This window comes from Mycobacterium sp. NPDC004974, from assembly GCF_053600815.1.
In genome coordinates, this window is sequence record NZ_JBSGAQ010000008.1 from 177,648 (window position 1) to 201,402 (window position 23,755).

The following is a 23,755-nucleotide window of genomic DNA, read 5'->3' on the forward strand; positions in this document are numbered from 1 at the left end:
TGAGATTCTCGGCTTCCTCGCGGCTGTGCGCGATGTCATCCCACACGCTCAATGTCATCACCCCAAGACGATTGGCGTCGCGCCTGGCACGGCGTCAACTTATATCGGTATCGATACATCCGCTGCAGGCCGATCATCCCGCGACACCGCGACCCAGCGCCTACCGTTAGTCAGCAACTTCAACCGAGAGGACGCCGAGTTGGCTGTCGCAGAACCCACCACACCGACGCTGCGCGAACTGACCCTCCGCGGGATCCTGCTCGGCGGGGCGATCACGCTGGTGTTCACCGCGGCCAACGTCTACCTCGGCCTCAAAGTCGGCCTGACGTTCGCCACTGCGATCCCGGCCGCGGTGATCTCGATGGCGCTGCTGCGCAACTTCGCCAACCACTCCATCGTGGAGAACAACATCGTGCAGACCATCGCCTCGGCGGCGGGCACGCTCTCGGCGATCATCTTCGTGCTGCCCGGGCTGATCATGATCGGCTGGTGGACCGGGTTCCCGTACTGGATCACCGTGGCGGTGTGCGCGGTTGGCGGGATCCTCGGCGTGATGTACTCCATCCCTCTGCGCCGGGCCCTGGTGACCGGCTCGGATCTGCCCTACCCCGAGGGCGTGGCCGCGGCCGAGGTGCTCAAGGTCGGCGACAGCAGCGGCGGTGTCGAAGAGAACCGCGTCGGGATCCGGGTCATCGCGTTCGGCTCACTGGTGTCGGCCGGGTTCGCGCTGCTGGCCAACCTCAAGGTGCTGGCCAATTACGTGGCCGCGTATTTCCGGGTCGGGGCCGGCGGCTCGATGTTCGGCGCCAGCCTGTCCCTGGCATTGGTTGGGGTGGGGCATCTGATCGGGATGACCGTCGGGTTCGCGATGCTCGTCGGGCTCGTCATCTCGTTCGGAGTGCTGCTGCCGATCCGCACCATCGGGACGTTCGGGACCGACGAGTCCGTGGCCGACGTCATCGACGGGGTGTTCGTCCACGAAGTCCGGTTCATCGGGGCCGGGGCGATCGCTGTGGCCGCGGTGTGGACGCTGCTGAAGATCCTGCGCCCGATCATCAAGGGCATCACCGAGGCGCTGGCCTCGGCGCGTGACCGACGGCAGGGCCAGCTGGTCGACATCACCCAACGCGACATCCCATTCCCCATCGTGGTGGGCATCGTGGTGGCGATGCTGATTCCAATTGCCGTGCTGCTGTGGGATTTCAGTCATAGCACCGTGCTGCACGGTAGCTCGACCGGGATCATCGTGGCCAGCGTGGTGTTCATCTTCGTCATCGGTCTGGTGATCGCCGCGGTGTGCGGCTACATGGCCGGCCTGATCGGCTCGTCGAACAGCCCCATCTCCGGCGTCGGCATCCTCACGGTGCTCATCGCCGCACTGCTGATCAAGCTGGTCTACGGCCCGACCACGGATGACGGGTCCCTCGCCCTGGTGGCCTTCACCCTGTTCGTCGCCGCCATCACCTTCGGGGTGGCCACCATCTCCAACGACAACCTGCAAGACCTCAAGACCGGCCAGCTCGTCGGGGCCACCCCGTGGAAACAGCAGGTAGCGTTGGTGATTGGCGTGCTGTTCGGCTCGGCGATCATCCCGCCGGTACTCGACCTCATGCAACGCGCCTTCGGATTCCTGGGCGCACCAGGCGCCACCGACCACGCCCTGGCCGCGCCGCAAGCCGCCCTGATCTCCTCACTGGCCAAAGGCGTATTCGGCGGATCCCTGGACTGGTCGCTGATCGGGCTGGGTGCGGCGATCGGAGTCGGGATCGTCATCGTCGACGAGATCCTCACCCGGACAACACGATTCTCCCTACCACCGCTGGCCGTCGGGATGGGCATGTACCTGCCGATGAGCCTGACCCTGATCATCCCGCTCGGCTCCCTGCTGGGTTACTTCTACAACAAGTGGGCTGACCGCACCGGCGGCAACGTCGAGCGCAAGAAGCGGCTCGGGGTGCTGCTGGCCACGGGCATGATCGTCGGCGAGAGCCTCTACGGCGTGGTGTTCGCCGGGTTCGTCGCCGGCACCGGAAGCGACGATCCGTTCGCGATCTTCACCGGCAATGACGGGACGTTCGCCGAAGTACTCGGGGTGATCGGGTTCGCGCTGGTTCTCCTTTGGTTGTACAAGCGGACGCAGAAGATTTCTGCGCGTCAGCTCGTGACGGAGTGAGCGGTTCCGCGATCCTAGAAGGCAGCCTTCTCTGCTTGTCACGAATCCCGCCGTGCAACACCTTCCGGAATGTAGGGTGAGCGCGATTTCCGGGTTTGCCGCACCCCAACGGGTGGGTGATGTTGCGGCGCGACAGGAGGCTGGTTGCGGCATGTTCGGACGAAGCGACGACGAATGGGACGCGATGGTCGACGACGCCATTGCGTTTCTTTTCAACCAGGCCCGGCTCCGGCGCATCGTCAGCTACAGCGAGCTGAATTCTGCGTAGCCCGCCGCGGCCACAATCCTTCGATTTCGCGATCGAAAGCGACCGCAACGCAGTCGGTGCGATTCTCGGTGACGCGGTCCACCGCACAATCGGAGAAACGAAGCTGATGCTGTCTGCGATTGTCGCTTACCTGGACCGCAATGACGCAGGCCCCGGGTTCTATCGACTGGCTATCCAACTGGGGCTGCTACCGAACACCGCCAGTTCCGACGACAAACTCATCTTCTGGTCGGCCCAAGTCGACGCAGTTCACAATCGGTACGCACGGCCGCCTCGCCGACGGCAACAAGCATGACGGAAATTGATTCGTCCTCGACTTTGCGGGCACACATCCTCGAAAATATCGCTCCTCCGGCAGGCCGCCTCACAGCCGAGTTCTTCAGTCCTGCTGGACCATTCGCTGCGACCTCCTTCGACACACTGCCGGATAACCCCTCGGATCGTTTCACGGCCACGGACCTACTTGCCGTTACGTTGCTCGATGTGGTGTTGCCGCCGAATGCTGTGCGGCAACTGCTCGACACTGATGGGGACCGATTCAGCGCCCTTCTCGATGCTGTGCCCGCCGACGTAGACCTTTGGGAGGCGAGCGACGAGCATCTCGCAGCCGCTCTCCGGCTGTACGACTCGCTCGACGAGTTGCCCAAGGTGGGCGAGACTCGTGCGAGCAAGCTCATGGCCCGCAAGCGTCCGCGTCTAATCCCAGTGATCGACAGTGTCATTCGTCGCGCACTAGCACTCGGTGATCAACCCTGGACCGAGCTGCGTCACTGTCTGGCTGATCCAGATGTACGGAGATCCATCGAAGCTATACGTCCCACTGCGGCATCTGATGCGATCTCGACGCTGCGCCTGCTCGACGCCGCGGTGTGGATGCGCCATAGCCAATCACGTAACGCCAAGAAGGAGCGAGCGAAAGCGGCTGCAAGCTGACGTACCGCTGGACGTCGTCTATCCGAAAATGGGAAACAACACTCGGATGGCCGATCTCCTCGTAGGACGATCACAAAGCCCCGGTTCTCCAGCTTCAAAACAGATGAAGCACCAAGACTCGATGTTGAAGCAAGGGCGACATACACCTGAGGCAGTTCCAAGCCATTGAATGGTGCAAGCGATCCTTTGTCTTAGGAGTCCGATGCGTGACGGCGAGCAGTTACCGATGCGACACTGGCCGCATGCAAAGTGACATGCAGATGTTCACTGTCGTTGGTACCGACACAGGGTGCGTTTCAATGCCGCCGCGCCACCTAGCCGAAATTGGCATCTTGGAGCCCACACACCTTGAGAAATGGGTGGTCGAGCACCCCGAGGTGCTCGGAGACCACGTCAAGGTGGTCACCACTCAATATGACAAGTGGTCCTCGGATTCTGGCGACCTCGCGCGAGAGCGGCTAGACGTGCTCGGCCTCGATAGTTCCGGTCAGCTGGTCGTCGTTGAGCTGAAGCGGGGTACTGATTCCCGCATCCACCTCCAGGCAATTACCTACGCGGCGCTCGTCGCGGGCTTCAGTAAGGAAACCTTGGCCGAAGCCCACGCCGACTACCTCAACCGTCTCGCCAACGAACCCGTTAGCCACGCAGAGGCTCGACAGCATCTCGAAGATCACGTCGACGGCACATGGGACGAGGACATCCTCACCGTGCCGAAGATAATCCTGCTCGCTGAAGATTTCAGTGCGCAGACGTACACGACGGTGACGTGGCTTTCAGACCTCACGCCGAACTTAAGCATTGAAATGCACACCGTCAACGCGTTCGTGTGGCCGGATTCAGCACCGGCACAATCATGCATCGTTTTTAGGCGCCTCTATCCGGCGGTCGACCCAACGACTAGAGTCCTGACTCCCGGAATTGCAGCTGCGTCGGCCGACTCGGTGGCCACAAAGATTGCAGAAAAGAAGCGGCGTATCCGTTCTACGTATTTACTTTATGAGTCCAATGCGATCCCCGAGGGCGCGGAAATCGAACTCGACCTGCATACCTGGATCAACCAGGACCTCGTTGCCGCTGTTGACGCGTGGGTCGCGGTGGATCCACGCCGAGGACGCGCTGTGTGGGTTAATAATCGAGACCGTCCGCTGCAATGGTGTGCTGGCCCAACAGATCAGGCCACGATGACGCCGACCACTCTGGCCAAGCAGATTGTGCTCGAAGCCACCAACACACCCGTTGACGCGATACCGGGTGCTGACGTTTGGCGCTACAAAGGGGAGTCACTGGCCGCCATTGCCACACGCGTCGACTAGCTCAGTGGCCGGTCGCGCTAACTCGTTCCGCGCCGTACGACGAACGAGAGCGCCACTGTGGAGGCGGGGCTGGACCGAACCCTCAGAATTGCTGATGAAAGTCTGGGTAGCCGCTCCACCTCAGGGCGGAGGACTCTCCAAACCTTCCTTGACACAGACGTTTTGTAGAGGCATCAGAAGTTTGTCGGCGCCTTCCTCCATACTGTCCGGCTCGCTGGAGGTTCCACGTTGAGCGAGAGGGACAGCCCGATGACGACCACCATCGCGGCATTGAACATCCGCCACGGCGGCAGCAAGTTCGCTGACGCGCTCACCGCCCGACTGCTCGGCTACACCGCCGACCTGCTCGTGGTGACCGAATTCCGGGCCAACGACACCGGCGCTCGCCTCATCGCCCAGCTCGAACGCGCCGGATATGAGACCTCACATCCCTCGGCCGACCCGAAGCAGAACGCCGTGCTCATCGCGTCGCGCACCCCGATCGACCGCGCATCCCGCTTCAGCCGCGACCTGTCCGCCCACCACCTGTGGTGCGTCGAGTTCGACGGGACCATCGTCGGCGGTGTCTACCTGCCGCAGGCCCACGCGAAACTCCCCTACTGGGAGGCGCTGATCGACCGGGCCAGACGCAGCGCCGTCGACCTGCTCATCGGTGACTTCAACACGGGCAACAACGATCTCGACAAAGATCCCAAGGGCACGAAGTTCATCGGGCCGGAGGTGCCCGGGCGCCTGATCGCGTCGGGCTACGTCGACGTGTGGCGCTCGCTGCATCCGACGGTCCGCGAGTACTCGTGGTTCGGCCGCCCCAGCGACAACGGGTTCCGCCTCGACTACATCTACGCCACGCCGGAGATCGCGCGACACGTCCGCACGTGCGAATTCGACCATGCACCGCGTCTGACCGCCGAGACGGACCACTCCGGGCTGGTCGCGACGCTGGACTAGTGCCTGACCGGGGATGGCGACGTAGCTAATAGGCTGTGCCAGATGATCGACTGGCTGGCCCGAATGGTGGAGCCGCTCAACAGTGCGCTCTTCACGATCGGCACCGACACGGTCAGCTGGGCCGAGTTCCTCGGCTTTGTCACGGGTGGCCTGTGCGTCGCACTGACGGTCCGGCGCAACATCCTCAATTTCCCGGTGGGGATCGCCAACAACGCGTTCTTCCTCGTGCTGTTCACCTCGGCCAGTCTGTGGGCCGCCTCGGGCCTGCAGGTGCTCTACATCGCGCTGGGTTTCGCCGGGTGGTGGCAGTGGCTGAAAGGCCGGGCAGATACGGGCACCACCGTGGTGCGTCGGTGCGGTCGGGTCGAGTTGGCTTGGTGCGCGGTGTTCTTGGTGCTCGGCACCTGGGTTCTGTACGTCATCCTGACTGCGGCGCACGATGCGGCCCCGTTCCTGGACGCGGTGACGACGTGCCTGTCGCTGGTCGCGCAATGGCTGCTGAACACCCGGCGGATCGAAACCTGGTACTTCTGGATCGCCGCCGACTGCATCTTCATCCCGCTCTATCTCAGTCAGGGGCTGATCCTCACCGCGGCGGTGTACGTGTTGTTCCTCGGCCTGTGCATCGCCGGTTTGCGTGCTTGGGCACGCGAGGTGGAGCCGGCCGACGCGGCGCTGCCCGCAGACAGCGCGGTGCGATGACCGAGTTCCGGCACGGCCTGATGATCGGCAAGTTCTATCCGCCGCGGATTGGGCATCATGTGGCGATCCGGGCGGCTGCGGCGCGCTGCGACCAGTTCACCGTGCTGGTGATGGCTGCGGCGGTCGAGACGATTCCGCTGGCCGACCGGATGGCGTGGCTCCGCGAGGAGCACGCTGCCGACGTGAACGTGCGGATCGCCGGAATCCCTTGTGATGCACCCGTCGACGTGACCGATCAGCGGGTGTGGGCGGCGCAGGTCGCCGCCATGCGCGCCGGCGTGCACGCCTCCGGCGCTGCACCGGACATCGATGCGGTGTTCAGCGGTGACGACTATGTCGACGAGCTCGCCCAGTGGTTCGGCGCGACCGCCGTCAGGACCGGCCGTACCGGCAGCAGCACCGCGGTACGACACGACCTCGCCGGCCAATGGCATGAATTGGCGCCGGCGACTCGGGCGGGATTGACCACCCGCGTCGTCGTGGTGGGCGCCGAATCGACCGGAACCACGACGGTGGCCGAACGCCTCACTCAGCACTATGCCGCGCGCGGCGGAACCTGGGCCGCGACGCAATGTGTGCCCGAGTACGGCCGCGACTACACCGAACTCAAGTGGGCGGCCAATCCCGAGGTCGACATCACCGAACTACATTGGGATGGGTATGATTTCGATGTCATCGGTCCCGAGCAGACCCGACTCGAAGAACTTGCGGCGCGTACCGGCTCACCCGTCTTGATCTGCGATACCGACGCCTTTGCGACCGGCGTCTGGAAGCGCCGCTACCTCGACGACGCGTCCGGCGGCCCCTGGACGGAAGTCCCGCCGCGAGCGGTGTACCTGCTCACCGACCATGAGGGTGTGCCGTGGGACGACGACGGGATGCGGGAAGGTGATCTGGCCATCCGCGCGGCGATGACCGGGTGGTTCGCCGACGCGCTCACGGCCGCCGGGCACTCATGGGTGCTGTTGACGGGGACGTTGGAGGAGCGGCTGGATATTGCCGTCCGCACGATCGAACCGCTGTTGGAGCTGCGGGCACGGTTCGGGGAACCGTTGCGGGGGCCGGGGTTTGAGGGGACGTCGTAGTCCTAGATCTTTTCCAGGACGGTCGGGCGGTTCTGCACCACCACGACATCAGGGAACTGGGCGAGCAACGCACAGACGAATGCCGACCGCTTGACGTTCAGGTAGTTGAGCAGCTCGATATGGCTGAGAGTTCCGTTCTTACACAACTGTTCCCACGCCACGGCAATCATTCATGCCGGCACTAGCTGCGGTCCGGATGCACGGGCCCTGGACCGCTCCGTCTCCACCCACACGCCCGCATGGTCGAACGACGTCATCCAGTTGGTGCGCTTGTTGCTCAACGTCTCCACGACATCGCTGCCGGCGATCACCTCTGTGATGCGCGCGAACAGGTCGTCGTCGAGTTCGACCGCCTTCTTGCGACTGCCTCCGGTATCACGTGTCATTACCCCTGTGCCTCCCATCGTTCTTTCCTTTCGCAATCGGTAGCGCGATGTGCGCTCGAGCGAGCCGGACAGAATGACAGAGCCCTCCGACAACTCTTGATTTCACACCGCTGAGGCATGGCAGACAGTCCCCAGCGGCAACCAAATCCACATCCTCCGCAATGGGACAACGGTAGTGTTCCGCCATGCCGTCAACCGTCAACGCCCTGTTGGGGTCTGCTGGCTTGACATGGGCAGATGCTGTTGCCTGGGGAGCAGCGGTGCCCTTTGACGAACCGGGCGTCTACATCGTCGCGCTGAGTAGGTCACCCGATGGGTTGGATACTCGCGACACACCACCTATCTCCCTGAGGGCGGTCGAAGCGCTACTGGATGCCCGCCCGGAGCTTCTACTTGACCGGCAACGACCCACCGCCGAAGAGCTGAGAGACCGCCTGGGATCGATGTGGCTAGCCGATGAAACGGTGCTGTACGTGGGACTTGCAGGGACATCTGTCGCCAATCGGATCGACCAGTACTACAAGACGCGATTGGGTGCGCGTCAGCCACACGCGGGCGGTTGGCCAATCAAGACCCTCGTCGGGCTCGATCAACTTTGGGTGCACTTCACAGCCTGCGCAACAGCGGATGTCGCCGAGCAGACGATGATCGACACATTCATGATGAATGTGTCGGCGACATCGCGCGCAGCAGTTTGTGACCCGAGTTTGCCGTTGCCCTTTGCGAACTTGAAAGACCCGCGTGGGCCGCGGAAACGTCATGGCATCACCGGCGCGCGGGAGCCCCGGGTGTCCGCCACGATTTCACCAGGAACACCCCCACCAGATAACGCCATGCCGGTTCGTTCGCGGCTCGACGCTATTGCACCAGAACCCGTTTCGTCGCAATGTTATTCACAGCCCGTGCGCGCTGGCGACCTCAAAGCGGGTCGTATCCGCATCCCCAAAGCGACCAAGTCCTTGTTCCCTGACTCCAAGATGCAACTCGCAGTCTTGTTGCGCGGACAATCGATAGAAGCTCTGTGGGACCCGCGACACGGCCCCGACCGACCGCGATCGGGTGTGCTGGCTGTCGGGCGAGGGATACTAGCTGCCCTGGTTCACGAGGACGAGGTACTCGCGGTCTACCACAGCGGCGGACGGATAAAGCTGTCCTGAGATTCCCATTGAGCTGTTCGACGACTGTCGTCATATCGAGTTAGGCGGTGGGCCGGAAGCCGCGGGAAACCCGCAAACCGTGACATTGGTCAGGGAATGTGGGCGCCCCGTGGCTCTGGTCCCGCCGCCGATCTGCTCGGTTGACTACAGCCCTGCTGAGGTGGCTCCGTAAGCCGCCTGTGCTGGTGTGAACCCGTCGTACTCCAGTTGGTCGATGAGTCCGCCGCGGGAAAACCCCGAATAGTCCAGGTAGTCCTTGGCAGCTTTTGCAGCCTGCTCATTCCAGTCAACGGCGATATGGTCGACGGCGAAAGTCGCGTCTGCGGTTGAGAAGTCGTCGTATTCCAATTGCTGGATGAGCCCCTCACGGGAGAAGGCGGTGTAGTCGAGGTAGTCCTTGGCGGTACGCAGCGCATTGCGCTGGCTGACCGTCGAGACCGGTTCCAAGGGGACCGTAGGTCCGGAGAATGCTCGCACGTGCGGTTCGCCGCGTTCTTCGATGCTCGTGACGGCGCAGGCCAATTGCACTGAGGGAGGGGCCCCGTCGAGTCCTGCAATGCTCCTGGCGTTGACCGCCCACAGCGCGGTGCAACTGATGGCCAACAGCAGCATGCCTGCGGCAAGCGCGCCGAGATGGTTCTTCGTTGTCATAGTCCGAGATCCGGCATTCGGAGGCGCCACATTCTCCGTCGTGCGGCCCGACGAGCGGCGGGTCGCGTCATGATGCGTGGCCGTGGCAGTCGTCACCAAGTAGTTGGTCATCGTATGTGCTCCATCCGTTGTTCGTGGTTGCTCGCACACGCGAGCCGAACAGAATGACAGAGGCCACCGACACGCTGGCGAATCCGCATCGCAGGAATGCAGTTGGCATAACGAGCCTGCACCGGATTGGAAGTGCCACAGGAGATCGACAATGCCAAAGCACGCCTCCCACAGGGTGCTGATCCGGTGTGCGTGTTCAGCCGCTGAGACCCTATCCGTCCGGGTTCAAGCAATAACCGTCCCAGCCACACCAGTCCGCGCGATTGAAATCGGACGGATGTTCAGCGACCTGACAAACGCGCCGACCCCACGTGGCGATCCACGCATCTGAGGCTGTCCGCGCCGCCTCGGCGGCCCTCAAGAGACGTGGGTCGGTGCGGTCCGAATGGCCGAACAGGCAATACAAGCTGTCGAGAAGGTACTTCCGGGCAAGGCACGCTTGATCACCGATTAGCTCAAGGAGCAGGTCCAGGTTGTCCACGTCGGCGATGATGAGGTCCCAGTCCTGCATCGGCTCGAACGCTCCGCTGTATGCCCAGGCGCGGATCTCCTCCGGCGTCGGGTTGACCACTTCGACAAAGCACGGCTCGTCGGACATCGCCCCATCCTCGCAGGATTTCTCCCAGCGTCTGTCTGATCGAGCTGGCAGCATCGGCGACAACGCATCTCACGGTCGCCTACTTGACCGTTGCGCCCATCCCTCTGAGGGTCTCGGCGATCCGTGACCATCCGGGACTCGTCTTCGCCACGGGTTCTACGGTGTCCAGAAATTCGTAGACGGCATCCCGCAGTGCCCGCTCACTCGCGCGCAAACCACTCTTGTAGTCGTCGTCAAGAAGATACTGAGCGGCCCGTTCGTCGCTGGAAGCCGCCTTCCAGCAGAGCCGGTCCAGAAAGATCTCCAGACGGCGCGCTCCCTCGGCGAACGACATCGCCCCCATCGATACTGAGTACAGGTCCTGGTATCCGAAGTCTGCGACTGCGCTGTCCACGAGTGCGATAGCCGTTCCGGCGCGGCTCCCGTCGTCGCGACGGGCTCGCTGTCGAACCCGGGTAACCTCGCTCGCCAACGCCAGAAAACTCTGTTCGCGAAGGCTGTAGCCGACGAACAGCAAGTGGCTGGTGAGCAGCAGACCCTGAACCACTCCTCGCAATGCCTGGCTCTCCGCCTCGTGCCGGCCGAAGTCATCGCGTGTCAGGACAACGGATTCGGGCACTTTGATGTCGCCATTGAGCTTGAGCAGCCACGGCAAGCTACCGTCGGCGAGTTCTCGTGCGAGCACGCGGTATTCGTGGGCCAACACCGAATCGAGCGCCGCCTCTAGGCATGGGTCGAAATTCGTTGTAACCATCTTCTGCACACGCAGGCTTGCCAGCAGGGCGTGACCGACTGCATGACGTGTTACGTCCAGCAGTTCGGACAAGCGCGCGTGGTACCGGCTGCCGAGCTTCGCACGAATCTCGGTTGCAGCGTCCTCGGGTGCTGTCTCCTCGGTGGCATGCGGCAGGCCTGCCTCGTCTGCCAGCCGCTGCAGCAGCACCGTCCAGTCAGGTAGCCCGGCTGGCCGGGATACGCCTGCCCCCAGGAATAACGAGAGCTGACCGCGCCTGCCAAGTTCTCCGAGACGGTCCGCCTCTGATATCAGTTCGTCGGACAGCTCCGACCAATCACGATGAGGATCTCGTCGGTTCTGGGCCGCGGCAAAGTCGCGTTGATCGAAGAGGATAAGGGCGATGTCGCATGACTGCTCCACGCTGCGATACTGATCGAGCAGCCTGTCGATCACTTCCCCGCGGCGGCCGCTCAGCCCACCTTCACCTGTTCCAGGCAGGGGAACCCCGATCAGCGGACGCATGCGCCCATCGCCCGCTTCCAGCCCCTGTGACACTTGGTCTATCGCCATCCACATCCGGCGCACCACACCGTCTGGAGTCGTGCGTCCTTCAATCGCGACGAAGGCCCGCACCTTCCTGCCGTCGTGGTCATCCAGCGTGACAATGCCATTGGTGTCTTGGCTTCCGGGCATCCGCAGCCAGCCAGCATCTCCCGCTGGGAGGCCTTTCGGCAGAACGCTCGACCACACGCGGTTCACGTTCAGGCGGGTGTCACAGGGAATCAGCACCGCGTCGCACGCCAGCTTGGTCAGGTCGCCCTGGGCGACGAATAGGTGCCCCACAGCCTTGTTACCTAACCTTGGAGGCAACGTGCTCAGTCCACCGCGCGCCGTCCCAATAGCGAAGCATGTGTGGGTTTTGCGGATCGTCGTACCATGCAGCCGGTGGCAGCGGAGGCGCCACGGGACCGGAGGTCGAGCGAGGGTGTTTTTCAGCGGCATAACTGTGCCTAGCGGATGGTTGAACAGTCGTTCCGTTTGTCGCACAAGAGATGTCGTATCTCTCAGGGTCGGATTGCGGCCCTACGAGTCTACGGATCGTCTCCGGGTCGCCGTCGAGGATGATGGCGTCAGCTTCGTTCGCCTTGATGCCGTCAATGCGTACCTCTGCCGCGACCGCCGAGCCCTTGATATCGCCCCAGCAGGCTGTCACCAATCCGCGGGCCTCAAGATGGCGGATCATTGGTAGAAACCGCTGACTCATCTGCGGTGTCAGTTGCCCGATCCGCACATCGTCGATTCGGACCTCCACCAACGCCTTTGCCGAGGATGCACGGCCCGTGGCGCATTCGTGCAGTGTCACGAACAGCGTCCCGTACCCATCGTCTGGAACGAATGACAAGAGAGCATCCGTGTGCTCGTCTTCCTTTGTGACTTGCACAATCGTCGAACGCGGGATGATCGTGTAGGGAACCGACGGCGGGTCGTTGATCGGCAACGCCGCTTTCGGGTCGCCGAGCTTGAGTTGCACTTTCGCGGCGAACTCTTTCGGGGGGTCGTGCTCGCCGTCCCAGTCCTCCCAGTTGACAGCATCGAATGCGTAGATACGGCCGGGTACCACCGGGACAAGCCCCGAGGCCACAACTCGTCGGATGACGTTCGCCCATAGCGGGCAATCCTCGCGCTGCAGGTATCCCACGGTTCGCCCGTCGGCACGTACTGAAATCGCCCAGGGGTCATGTGGGTTCGCGGGTTCAGGGATCAACTCAAAGGTACGTTGAACCTCAACCCCATCACCCGACCATCCCGCGGGTAGAAGACTGCGGATCGTTGCGCCATAGGACTTCTCTCCGACAATGTCGTAGTTGCACCAGTCCCCTCGCTGCTCGTTCCACAGCAGATAGTGCTGAGTCATGCCGACCCGGCCACGACGATTCCGGACGACAGCTGCTTGAGAATCCCCATCGTGAGTGCCCGGTCGAGCGCATCAGTGAGCCGCGCACCGATGGCCTGTGTGACACGACTACCACCGAACAGCGCGAGTGCGTCGCGTTTGAGGTCCTCGACGGCAATGCCGCCAGACTGTTCCGCGACAATCACCATCGCATTGCCGATCTCCACGAGGCTGATCTCGGCGGGCGGCCTGCCCTCTCCCTTCATCGACGTGCGGGCGGACCGCCAGGTGACGGGATCGACACCGGTGGGCCAATAGAAATCCCGGTCGTTCGCCCGCAGGTACTCCGCGGGCACGACACCCTGAATCGCAACCCGACGAGACTCGGCTACCTTGCCAAGACTGAAGGCCCCAGCCACGAGCTTGGCCAGCCGGTCCCGATGCACCGGACCCTCCGATTCGATGATCGACTCGACGACCTTTCGCACCTTCGACGTGTTGTACGGGGTGTGGATTTCATCCAGAACCCTGATGTCACCGACGACGATCGGCATCCACGCACTGAAGTCCACGAGGTTGGCATGCCGCCGCGGCGCCACCGGTTCCGGCTTCGGAGCCGCACCCGGTGCCGATTTGAACGCGAAGTCCTCATTGCGCACCTCTGACACCGGCTCGTGTGCCACAACAGGTGCTGGTGGTGTCACCTCCGCCGGTGGTTCAAGTCGACGTTTATTGGCCATGGCCACCGCGTCCCGCAAGCGGGCGATCGTCGCTTCCCGTTGGCTCAGCCATTCGGGCAGCCAAACCCGTTCCACGCCAGGCCAATGCAATAGTGTCGACAGCACATCGACCGGCAGCCCGTCACGGTCGGCGACTGTTCGGCGCTCGTACCATTCGAGGCCATCGAGCAGCACCGCCACCAACGGCTGGTCAGGTTCGTCAGGCTCGGCGATCACCAGATCGACGCGGAAGTCCGACAGCCCCACATCCGCTCTCACGACAAAACCTTCGCGACGCAGCGCCTCGGCAATGTCATCACGGTGCCGGTCGATCACCGCATTGCGCCGCCCACCCTGCGTGATGGTGTCGACACCGCGGTGAGCCATCTCCAGATATGCGCGCAGGTGCTTGGTACCCACCTGCGTCGTCTCCTCTGCCCGCAACTCAGCAGGATCGAAGCTCGCGTAGAGCACCACTTCGCGGCGGGCCCGGGTGATCGCCACATTCAGTCGGCGCTCCCCGCCCGGTTTGGACAGCGGTCCGAAGTTCAGTGGTACAACGCCCTTTTCGTTCTTGCTGAACGCCACCGAGAACAGGATCGTGTCTCGCTCGTCGCCCTGGACGTTCTCCAAGTTCTTGACGAAGAGTCCGTCCGGTTCATCGAGCGCCTGCAGCAAGCGGTCATCCCCGGCGTCCCGCAGCAGGTTTTCGATGAGGTCGCGCTGCTGGGCGTTGAACGTAATCACACCGATCGACGGCGCAGCCTCGGGGGACTCATCGAACCGCTCACGGATGTCCGCCACGATTCGATCAGCTTCAACCCGGTTGGTACGCAGGGTCTTCCCGCGCCCGGACCGCTCGAACTGCCCGTCAACCCGGACCAGGGAAATGCCATGTCCGCTGGCCGGGGCCAATGGCGCGGGGAACGACGCCAGCCTGCCGTTGTAGTAGTGGATGTTGCTGAAGGCGATCAGCGCCTCATCTTGACTTCGGTAATGCCAGGAGAGCCACTGCTGCGGCACCAGTGACTGCACACATTCACTGAGGATCGACTCTTCATCGGCGACGGCTTCGGGGGTGACGTCCTCTTCACCATCGTCGACGGAGGCATTGGCGTCAGCGAAGCTGGTAGGCGGCATCTGCTTGCTGTCACCCACGACGACAACAGATCTCGCGCGCCCCATGGCGCCGATGGCATCGGCGACCCGGATCTGCGATGCCTCGTCGAACACCACGATGTCGAAGATGTCGGATTGTGCCGGGAAGAAACGCGCGACGGAGTCCGGGCTCATCAACGTGCAAGGCAGGATCTGGGTGATCAGGTCCCCGAAGTTGTCCATCAGACTGCGGACACTCATGCCGCCGCGCTTGCGGTCCAGCTGGCGTTTCAGCAGCCCGATCTGGCCGCTCTCGGTGTATGCGTCAAACGAACGGCCGGCGAGTAACCGGGCGGGGATGGACCGCCGCAACTCGTCGCGGATAGCTGACGAGCTAGTGGTGAACCGATCGATTGCTTTGCCGTGTGCGGTCACGTCAAAGTCGCTGAGACCGCTGGCATCAAGCCGTTCAGCGATGGAGGCGATGGCAACGCCGCGGTCGAACGCGAGACTCGCGTCCTCAGCCACGACATTGCCCGTGAGAATGCCCGCGCGCGCCTCGCCCATGTCGGCCCGCAGCAGGGGTTCGACGTGTTCCAGGAGCGCGACCCAGCGCTCGATGGTCGCCGTGGACTCCAGCCTGCGGGCACTGCGCCCGGCCCACCATTCCTCGATGAACGAACCCCGCTGCGCCGACGGCGCGCCAGTCGTTTCCGCCAGCCGCCGCCACCCGGTCGCCAGCGCGTTCAGGGTCAGCGCCAAAGCCCCAGTCTGGCTGCTGCTGTAGAACGTTCGGAGGTCGGCGATGCGCGGGTCGGTCGAGTTCTTGCACAGCACCTCACCCACGCGCCGCAGGGCCGCGATGGTCTCCGTAAGGTGCGCGGCGTCCGCGACGATGTACGGATTCCATGGGCGATCAAACACTGTGACCGGCAGTGCGGAAACCCGTTGACGTAGATCAGCAACCGCGGCGTGGCTGCCCTGCATGTCAGCGCTCAGCGTCGATAGCGACTTGAGTTTGACCGCTGCCGGGTCCACCGTGAGCACATCGGTGAGTTGTGCGAGGACGGCACGGCGGCGCTTCTTTCGGCCGAAGAACCCAGATTCGTCGGCCGCCGCCGCCGCGGCGTGGATCGCCGGGATGTCGAGATCCATCGCCGCCGGTGTCGCGGTGGCCAGCCATCCGGGCGCTGCTTGGTGCAGGCTGGCGAGAAGCTGTTCGATCCCGCTGAGGTGGCCCTGCCACTGTGCGGTGCTCACCGCGTCTACCGCCGCCAACGGATACCGCGGCTCGATGGTCAGCCGGGCCCACGTATCGATGGTCTCGGCACTGTCGTACTTGCTGACCATCTCCAGGGTGATCCCGCCGGCTTGGAGTTCGGCCAGGGCGGTGTCGAACGCGACCGCGGCGGCGTGGATGCTGGCGGGGTCGAGGCCTGACGGCGGTACCGCGTCGATGAAAGCCCACGGGTGGTCGGGCCGCGGGCGAGCGTCGTCGACCTTCTCGGGCAGGGTGCGCAACACTTGCGCCACCGCGTCGAAGAGCGCCGGATCCGTGTTGGTGACAAGGCTTCTCGGCACAGCAAGCGGGCTGACGTCCTGGTCGGTGGCCAGCTCTGAGGATCGGGCGATGTAGAGAGACTGGCCGACGGCATTGCGCTCGTGCAGCAGGTTGGCGTAGCGGGCCAGGCTGTGCCGGCTTGACTCTGCCACCTGCAGTTTGGTGCGCAACAGGTCCGCATCGTGGCTCAGCCGCAGTTCCAATGCGTTCTTGATCTGCGCCCGCACCGCCGCGGGGCGTGCGGATTTGTCGTGGATGTCCAGGGACAGCTCCCCCAGACCCACGCTTTCCAAGCGCTTCTTCACCACGTCCAGGGCGGCCCGCTTCTCGGCGACGAACAGCACGCGACGACCCGCCGCCATCGCATGGGCGAGCAGGTTGGTGATGGTCTGCGACTTGCCGGTTCCCGGTGGGCCTTCCAGGACGAAGGTCCGGCCACCGACCGCGTCGGCCACAGCTCGCAGCTGGGAGGCGTCGGCCGGGACCGGCACCGAGGTGCTTAGCTCATCGAGATCGACATCGGCGGTACCGGTGACGGGATCGACGAACTGGTTCTGCGGACTCTCAACGAGGTGGCGGACCAAGCTGTTGCGGGTCAAACCTTTCCATGATTCATCGAGGTCTTTCCACAGCGGGAACTTCGCGAACTGCAGGATTGATAGGTGCACGGTGTCTTCGACCCGGAACGGGAGACCCGCCTCGGCGATGGCGCGGCGGACCGCGTCGAAGGTGCCAGTGAGGTCGATTCCTGAGGCGTCTTCGTCGGGCTGGGCCAGGGCGGGGATTTCCAGGCCGAGTGCGGTGCGCAGCTTCTCCACCAGGCAGTAGTTCGGCGTGGAGGCACCGGTGTCGTCCATGGTGATCACGTAGCGCTCACCACGGTTGGTGGTGCTGAGCGTCACCGGGATCAGCACCAAAGGTGAGCGCAACGGGCGGTCGTTGAGGTGCCAGCTCAGCATTCCAAAGGCGAGGTAGAGATTGTTGGCGCCGGTTTCTTCACGGATCGTTTTCGCCTTGTTGGCAAGGTATCTCAGCTTGGTCTTGTAGGACGCCGCGGTGATATCGATGTAGGCGCAGCGCCTGTCGGCGAGCAGAATCTCCCGTTCAGTCTCGGGTAGGTCCCGGCCGAAGCGCACACCGCGGGCGATCTCGACGTTCTGCACCTCGTCGGAGCCCAGCAGGCTGAAGCCAGCCCCAGCATTGACTGCGTCTTCGAAGCGACTGAGCGCCCCGCCTGGAACCTCAAGCCGGTAGCCGGCGCGGTCGGTGTAGTTGATGAGCTTGTTGCGCAGGCTGAGATCGAGCAGCGCGTTCTTCCACTGCCTGACGCGGGCGGGGACGGACTCGGCCTCCGGTGCCGGTTTCGTCTCGCTGGCCACATAGGGTTCGAAGACGGGGCCGGCGGCCGGTTTATATTCCGCGACAACGACATTGCCCTGTTCGTCGGTGCTGCGGCTGGGTAGCGGGTAGATACGTGCCTGACGGGCCTGACGCACATCGGTGACACCGAGGATGTTCGTCAGGTCATCGGACAGGTGACGGACGCGTGGCGCCCGGCGCGCGTCGTCGAATGTCGCGTCGGCCGCCGACTGCGTCACCATGGTGGTTTCGATGAGCCCGATGTTGTTGAGGTCGACCTGGTTGACGACCTCGACGGGCTCGGTGGTGGAGACCGTCGCGAGTGCGCCGTCAATGCGCCAGTAGCCGAGGAAGGCGTGACCACGGATCAGCCAGATGGTGGAGTTGATTCCGCATTGCTCGAGAACGGCCGCCATTACCAGGGTGGTGTCCAGGCACGTCCCCAGGCGCCCGTCCAGCACCTCAGCGGGGGTCCGCACCTTCTGTCCGATGTCACCCCAGCTGGCCGGCGGCTCGGCGTAGCGGATATCACGGGCCTTCATGGCGTCGAAGACCGCTCGGACGATGGCGTCGACGCGCTCGGGGTTCTCGCTCTGGTAGCCGTCGATCGAGGAGTTCCCCGTGGCTGCGCGCAGTCGGTCGGAGATGTCGACCATCAGGCCGGCGACAGCCGCGGCGTTGGGCTGGATGAAGGTGGCCAGGACCTCCAGCGCGAGTTGCGGCGGGGTGGCCTTCCATTGGTTGGCCGCCAGAATGTTGACCTCTTTGGCGGCCTCGGCGAGGACCTCGCCGGCACTGTCACGCAGGACGACGCGGATGTCGCCGGGCCGCTGTTCATCGACCTGCAGCATTGAGGCCGGGTCGAGCTTGAGATCGACGGTGTTCAGGACGGTCGGCTGGTGTGCCAACAAGTCGAGGTGAATCTCGGCGGGTCCGCCATGGGAGCCATCGGCGCTGACGACGTCGACCTCGATGACTGCGCCTTGGCGGTCACCGCCGGTGTTGTCCACCGTGATGTGATCGATGACCGGGATTCGGCAATGCGCCATGGCGTAGCTGAGGTCAGCGATCGCGGAGATGTCGATGCGCGGTGCGTCGGCCACTGGAGTGGGTGCCGTGTCTGAAGTGGGTGCTTCGGTGGCCGGCACCTGTTGCGGCACGGGCGGGGCCTTCACGGGTACGGCCGACACCTTGAGTTTGTTGATCCGGGCGGCGACATCGGTGGCGCCGATGGCGCGCAGGAGCAGTTCCGCCGAGTCGATCGCCCGGTAGGTCTCGGCTTCGGTGAACTCCCCGGTGTGGGCCCACTTGTTGCGGACCTCGCGCAGCTCCTTGGCGTAGATCTCGGCCTGCCGCGGCATCGCCCGGTTGAAGGGGTACCCGAGGTCGCCGAGGCGTTCGGTCATGGCCCGCAGCATCAAGGCCAGGTCGCGGCTCTGATACTCACCGCCACGGCGACCGTTGGCCTGGTCCTTGGCCCGCAACAGATCCGCCCAGTCCGTGCCGGAAGGCAGCACACGGTTGAGGACTTGCGTCACGAAAGGCGAGAGCCCACCAGCCAGTGTGGTCAGTGTCTGTCCGACGAGTTGATGACGGTCAACAGAATTCACGAATCACACCTCTGCCTTCAGGGCGTTATGCATTGTGCAAGCACCGCGCACGCGAGTACCGAAAGCCGCTGACGGGTATCCCGACGCAGCAGCCAAAACATGGAACCACGGCCCACCCACCCCGCGGAGTTCTTTGCAGACGTTAATTTGCCGAGGATGGTAGCGACCAGGGTCGACGGGGCCGCGGTCCGGAGTGAGCACAGGGATCGAGCGGTCGGCGATCACCATGGTCTCCATCCATCGGGCTCGTGTGCCCGCGGGTGGCGAGCTGATCAGAATGGCACGAGGTACCGACACCGGCAGCACCCCAGCTCACAGGATCGCGGTCCTCGCGCCCCATAACTTCCGAAACACGCCACAATCACCGCAAAGCGACAACAGCATTGGGCGGCAAATTCTCGTTCGCCCATTGCACTACCTCAGGTTCCTGGCTGAACAGGACAATCTGATGGTCTGCGCTAAGTTCGTGAAGCAGCTCCAGAATCGCCCTTGTCCGCTCTGGATCGGCTTGCACCGTGACGTCGTCCAGCACGAGCGGTACTGACTCCTCGGCCGTCGAGAGATGCGACGCTAGCGCGATTCTGAGAAGCAGGAAAAGCTGCTCTGTGGTTCCGTGGGACAGAATGTCGCCTTCCCACTTGCGTCCGCTCGAATCGAACGCAAACAGCTTTAGCTCCTCCGGGTCAACAGTGATGTCACGGTATCGCCCCGCTGTCACTCGCGATACCCACGGCCGCATCGTGTCTGCGAGTGCGGGAGCAATATCTGCATGAGCGCGTTCCTTCGCAACCTGAAGGTGCCTCTCGGCAAGGGACAAGTAGCGGTCGAGCCTCTTCACATTCTCCAGATCTTCGGAAGCACGCATCTCACGCTCAACTGCTGCGGCGACGGGTTTCGATGCCTCTAGGAGATCCGTAATCGCACGCCGAGATTCCTGTACGTCGCCATCCGCTGCTGCCTTTGCGTGCCGCGCTTCATCGAGCCGAACTAACTGGCTGGCGTCGATGTGGACCGGCCGGGGTCGTGCCACGAGGCGCCGCGCTTCGGCCTGCGCTTCCAGCGCTTCGAATGTGGCCCCGGCAAGCAGCTGCTCTAGCTTGCCGACGTCTAGGTTCGCGTTCGCGTGCGCGTCGGCTAACGCTCGCTGGTCACCAAGCCAATCATCAAGCACCTCGAGAGCATGATCCTCCGAGGGCGCGTCGTAGCCAAGGGCAACGGCTGTCTCAACGAGATTTGCGCAGATCCGTTCGTAAGCCCTTACTGCCGAGGCGTACTCAGCATCACGTTGGTTGCGCTGTTCGAGCGCCACGAGCAAGTCAGGCATGCGCTCTGCCTTCTTAGCCTGCTCATCTCGCACCTTGCAGGCTCCCCTGTAATCGCGCATTCCATTTGCAGCCTGCACGATGAGATCCTCGTCTGACGGCGCGGAGATAGCTTGGCTGAGGCGCTGCAGTAGCGCTTCGGCCGAGGTACGCAACAACTTCCCAGCTCCCTCAACACGTTGTGTGTGCTGCATGTGCCTTCGCTTTGCATCAGCGTTGTCATCGATCGACCGCGCGAGAGCCCTCAACTCTGCGGGAACAGGGCTGAGGCCAAGCTCTTGCGCGCGAGCTCGTGCTGATGCAGCCCTCTCCGCGTGCGCCCTGTATTGGGCCTTCCAGCCATCACGTTCACGTTCGAGCTGAACGTGCTCAGGCGACGGTCCCGGAGTATCGCCAGGATGCGCTAGGTCGAGCGGTGCCGGCGGCAGTGGAGGTAACGGTGATGTAGGTCTGTCCCTCACCTCAGGGAGCGGCGCTTCGCGGTACTCGGGGACAGTATCCCCTGCACTTCGGCGAGTGATCGCGACAGAACCGGCGGCCAGCAGGACTGCGGAGACGACGCCAAGTACGACCGCCACCGGGACCAGTCCGATGATGCCCACTGCCACGGCGCCGATAGCAAGGAGGCCGCCTATCCCGAGCCCTGCATAAGCAAAGCTCCTAAGGCGAACTGCCGATTCTTGCGTATGACGCGCTTGTTCTTTGGCGCGCTCGTGCTCCGCGCGCGCCTCATCACGACGGCTTCGCGCTGCGTTGTACTCCTCAACCTGTCGGCTGTACTCAGCCTCGTCTGCATTGAAGCGCTCACGGGCTTGTTTATAGACGCTGAACTGCTCGGAATACCTGTCCTGCGCTGCTCGATACTCAACTGCCGACGATTCATATGCGGCGATTCGCTCGTTGTGCTGAGTGCGCTGGTTCGTGAGATCCGCTCGCAGACTGGCTATCTGGCTGTCGACGTCTTCCCGCAAGCGAGGCGCTTCATCCTCGAGTCGTTCAGCGATGCTGCGCAGTTCGTCGGAGCTGGCATCGAAAGCGATATTGGGTAGGTCTTGAACCGGTTCAGAACGAAGCGTTTCCAGTGCCGATCTAGCTGCGTTGAGATCGCTCTCAAGTTGGACAATGTCAGGCTCAGGCTCCCGAGGTCCAGCGGGAAGCGCTGGGAGGCTGTCAATGTCGGCCTGTAGTTCGGCAGCTGTTCGTCCAGTCGGCTTCGCTGGCGGTTCGCCTCGATTGGTGTATCGCTCAACGGTGCCGGCAACTCGCCGCGTTGAAGCCTCTTCCGCTGGCGCACCTAGCTTCTGCGCCTCCGCGAGCTTCTTCGTCAGCTCGCGCGCCTTGGCCGCACGTCCAGCGAGTTGGTCAATTTCGACCCACTCGGCGATAGCCTCAAGTTCGACCAATCTCAGTCCGGCCTGCCCTGCGGTCGTGACCTTCCTCTTTAGCGCCGCTTGTTCTGTAAGCAATCGGTGCTGGATGTCGAGAGCTGAGTCAGCGTCAGCGCCAGCCTCTTTGGCTGCGGCAGTCAGCGCTCTCAGCGGTCGATTGCCGACGTGCGGCGACCCGACCCTCGAACTCCGCAGATCACCTACTCGTTGGAGTGCTTCTTCGGCGGTGGTGTCGACGCGGCTAGACGCGGCAGCGCGCTGCAGATGGCTTTGCAGCTCGCTCGCCTTGTGGAGAACGGCAAGTACGTCCGCCTGGCCGACGAAGAGCGTGGATCGCACCGCATCTCGGTCAAGGCCAAGAATGCACGATCCGTCAAAGGAGCCATCGCTTTCCAGGGCCGAACCGAATTCGCGCTCAAGCGCTTCGATGCTGAAGTTCTCACCGGTCGCGGCGTCCGTCACCGTCACTGAGCAGTCGACGAGATTCTGTTTCAGATGGAGGCGACGTCCGGAGTCAAGAGCGAGCGCTAATTCGACACGCCATGCCGACCCGGCCCACGGCTTGTGACGCCGCCGGAAGTCGCGTTGCGGGCCCGACTGTCGCCCGCGCTGAGACTTGCGCCCGACCAATCCGGCGTAGAGCGCAGCGAACCACGTCGACTTGCCTGCTTCGTTCGGTCCGTGGATCACCGTCATCGCAGGGTCAAGATCTAGCTGTTGTCCACGAAGTGCACCAAAGGCACTCCCTATCACACGCTCAAATCGCATTGTTCACAGATCCAACCGAAGGGACAAGTGCGGCGAGGCCGAGCGCAATGGCCTGGTGTCGATCCTGGGGGCCGGCATCGGCGTCAGCTAATGAACGGACGAATTCCGCCAGGGCCGTGTGGTCGTTCTCGGCGGGTGAGGTGAAGCCGAAACTGACTTCGTCGGTCCGGAGTGCCACGTCACCTCGCGGAGAAATGTACTCTGCCGTGACCGGCAGCTGCACGCCTTGCAACAGTTCACCCACGAGCGTGACAACTGACCATTCGGGGGCCGTCGCAATAGAATTGTTCAGAGCTGCGAGCAAGTCTTGAGTCGTGGCGATCGCAGACACATCGATCTCGATGGTTTCAGCCGATGGACTTGTCGTGAGCGTGACCCATTCACTGCTGGTGACCCCCGACCTGTCATACGTGACTACCGCCGCGTGCCCCCACTGCTCACCAAGACCGGGGTTCACCGGCGCCAACAACGTGACGCCGTCTGCCGGCATGCTTGCAGATCCGCTCGTGATGACATGACGGTTGCGGTATCCACTTACCCAACTCATGCTGTCTGCAAGGTCCAACCCAACGTCGACCAGTACCCTCGCGCGTCCGGCATCATGTTCGGCTGGCAGCGCCGCGGGTGATCCCGGTTGACGTGCGCGCCCTAGAACTGCGCCGAACGGCTCTGGTGCCGCGGCAAGCTCCTGAGATGACCACACGAAAGTCCGCGGCCCCCAGTTCGTCGCCGAGTAGATCCCTTCGCCGTCCGCGCCAGGAGCGATGAGTATCTGACCTGAGTACGCATCGAGAACCTGCACCAACGACGTTAGAGACACAGGACTAACGCAACGGTCGTCGAAGAGCCCGCCCACAAAGACCAGGGCATCAACTCTCCGATCCTGCGCTTGACTGATCGCACCGAGAAGGAGTGTCATCGCTGCGGCGCGGCGTCGCTCCGCAGCATCTACGCCTAACTCTGGAAACGTCCGGT

General features: G+C 63.3%; 16 protein-coding genes. 7 read left to right on the top strand and 9 right to left on the bottom strand.

Features of this window, described 5'->3' with window-relative positions:
- The first annotated feature begins 199 nt into the window (after positions 1 to 199).
- The 6 genes from ACWEFV_RS19580 (at position 200) to ACWEFV_RS19605 (ending at position 7,422) form a co-directional block, all read left to right on the top strand.
- Complete coding sequence (locus ACWEFV_RS19580; RefSeq protein WP_450071346.1) at positions 200 to 2,173, top strand: OPT family oligopeptide transporter; 1,974 nt, start codon at positions 200 to 202, stop codon at positions 2,171 to 2,173.
- 559 nt (positions 2,174 to 2,732) lie between these two features.
- Positions 2,733 to 3,374, top strand: coding sequence for a DUF6308 family protein (locus ACWEFV_RS19585; protein WP_450071347.1), 642 nt, complete (start codon positions 2,733 to 2,735; stop codon positions 3,372 to 3,374).
- Between the two features lie 242 nt (positions 3,375 to 3,616).
- A complete protein-coding gene (locus tag ACWEFV_RS19590) occupies positions 3,617 to 4,687 on the top strand; it encodes a DNA-binding protein (RefSeq protein ID WP_450071348.1) in 1,071 nt (356 codons plus the stop codon).
- A gap of 249 nt (positions 4,688 to 4,936) precedes the next feature.
- Positions 4,937 to 5,635 carry an endonuclease/exonuclease/phosphatase family protein gene (locus ACWEFV_RS19595; RefSeq protein WP_450071349.1) on the top strand — a complete coding sequence of 233 codons (699 nt, stop codon included), beginning with the start codon at positions 4,937 to 4,939 and terminating at the stop codon, positions 5,633 to 5,635.
- Between the two features lie 42 nt (positions 5,636 to 5,677).
- Positions 5,678 to 6,337, top strand: a complete 660-nt coding sequence (pnuC, locus tag ACWEFV_RS19600; protein ID WP_450071350.1) for a nicotinamide riboside transporter PnuC — start codon at positions 5,678 to 5,680, stop codon at positions 6,335 to 6,337.
- The gene (locus ACWEFV_RS19605) at positions 6,334 to 7,422 is read left to right on the top strand and encodes an AAA family ATPase (protein ID WP_450071351.1); all 1,089 of its coding nucleotides are present in this window, start codon (positions 6,334 to 6,336) and stop codon (positions 7,420 to 7,422) included. The genes pnuC and ACWEFV_RS19605 overlap by 4 nt, the downstream gene beginning before the upstream one ends.
- A gap of 2 nt (positions 7,423 to 7,424) precedes the next feature.
- Here ACWEFV_RS19605 and ACWEFV_RS19610 read toward each other — a convergent pair whose 3' ends face one another.
- Both ACWEFV_RS19610 and ACWEFV_RS19615 read right to left on the bottom strand, forming a co-directional pair.
- Entirely contained in the window at positions 7,425 to 7,583 is a 159-nt protein-coding gene (locus ACWEFV_RS19610) for a hypothetical protein (RefSeq protein ID WP_450071352.1), read from the bottom strand.
- Between the two features lie 9 nt (positions 7,584 to 7,592).
- The gene (locus ACWEFV_RS19615; protein WP_450071353.1) at positions 7,593 to 7,808 is read right to left on the bottom strand and encodes a hypothetical protein; all 216 of its coding nucleotides are present in this window, start codon (positions 7,806 to 7,808) and stop codon (positions 7,593 to 7,595) included.
- A 185-nt stretch (positions 7,809 to 7,993) separates the two neighbouring features.
- Between ACWEFV_RS19615 and ACWEFV_RS19620 the strand changes: the two genes are divergently transcribed.
- The gene (locus ACWEFV_RS19620) at positions 7,994 to 8,965 is read left to right on the top strand and encodes a hypothetical protein (protein ID WP_450071354.1); all 972 of its coding nucleotides are present in this window, start codon (positions 7,994 to 7,996) and stop codon (positions 8,963 to 8,965) included.
- 144 nt (positions 8,966 to 9,109) lie between these two features.
- On the opposite strand, the gene ACWEFV_RS19625 is transcribed toward ACWEFV_RS19620, so the two are convergent.
- The 7 genes from ACWEFV_RS19625 to ACWEFV_RS19655 all read right to left on the bottom strand — a co-directional run bounded on the left by ACWEFV_RS19625 (position 9,110) and on the right by ACWEFV_RS19655 (position 23,699).
- Positions 9,110 to 9,616 (bottom strand): Ltp family lipoprotein, encoded by a 507-nt coding sequence (locus ACWEFV_RS19625; RefSeq protein ID WP_450071355.1) that lies wholly within the window; start codon positions 9,614 to 9,616, stop codon positions 9,110 to 9,112.
- 322 nt (positions 9,617 to 9,938) lie between these two features.
- Positions 9,939 to 10,325: a hypothetical protein gene (locus ACWEFV_RS19630; protein WP_450071356.1), complete on the bottom strand. Its 387-nt coding sequence runs from the start codon at positions 10,323 to 10,325 to the stop codon at positions 9,939 to 9,941.
- A 79-nt stretch (positions 10,326 to 10,404) separates the two neighbouring features.
- Positions 10,405 to 11,904 carry an SIR2 family protein gene (locus tag ACWEFV_RS19635; protein WP_450071357.1) on the bottom strand — a complete coding sequence of 500 codons (1,500 nt, stop codon included), beginning with the start codon at positions 11,902 to 11,904 and terminating at the stop codon, positions 10,405 to 10,407.
- Between the two features lie 7 nt (positions 11,905 to 11,911).
- Positions 11,912 to 12,976: a DUF2510 domain-containing protein gene (locus tag ACWEFV_RS19640; RefSeq protein ID WP_450071358.1), complete on the bottom strand. Its 1,065-nt coding sequence runs from the start codon at positions 12,974 to 12,976 to the stop codon at positions 11,912 to 11,914.
- Positions 12,973 to 19,302, bottom strand: coding sequence for a DUF3320 domain-containing protein (locus ACWEFV_RS19645; protein ID WP_450071359.1), 6,330 nt, complete (start codon positions 19,300 to 19,302; stop codon positions 12,973 to 12,975). The genes ACWEFV_RS19640 and ACWEFV_RS19645 overlap by 4 nt, the downstream gene beginning before the upstream one ends.
- A gap of 361 nt (positions 19,303 to 19,663) precedes the next feature.
- Positions 19,664 to 22,780 (bottom strand): AAA family ATPase, encoded by a 3,117-nt coding sequence (locus ACWEFV_RS19650; protein WP_450071360.1) that lies wholly within the window; start codon positions 22,778 to 22,780, stop codon positions 19,664 to 19,666.
- A complete protein-coding gene (locus tag ACWEFV_RS19655; protein ID WP_450071361.1) occupies positions 22,770 to 23,699 on the bottom strand; it encodes a hypothetical protein in 930 nt (309 codons plus the stop codon). Before ACWEFV_RS19655 ends, ACWEFV_RS19650 begins: the two co-directional genes overlap by 11 nt.
- Positions 23,700 to 23,755 lie beyond the last annotated feature (56 nt).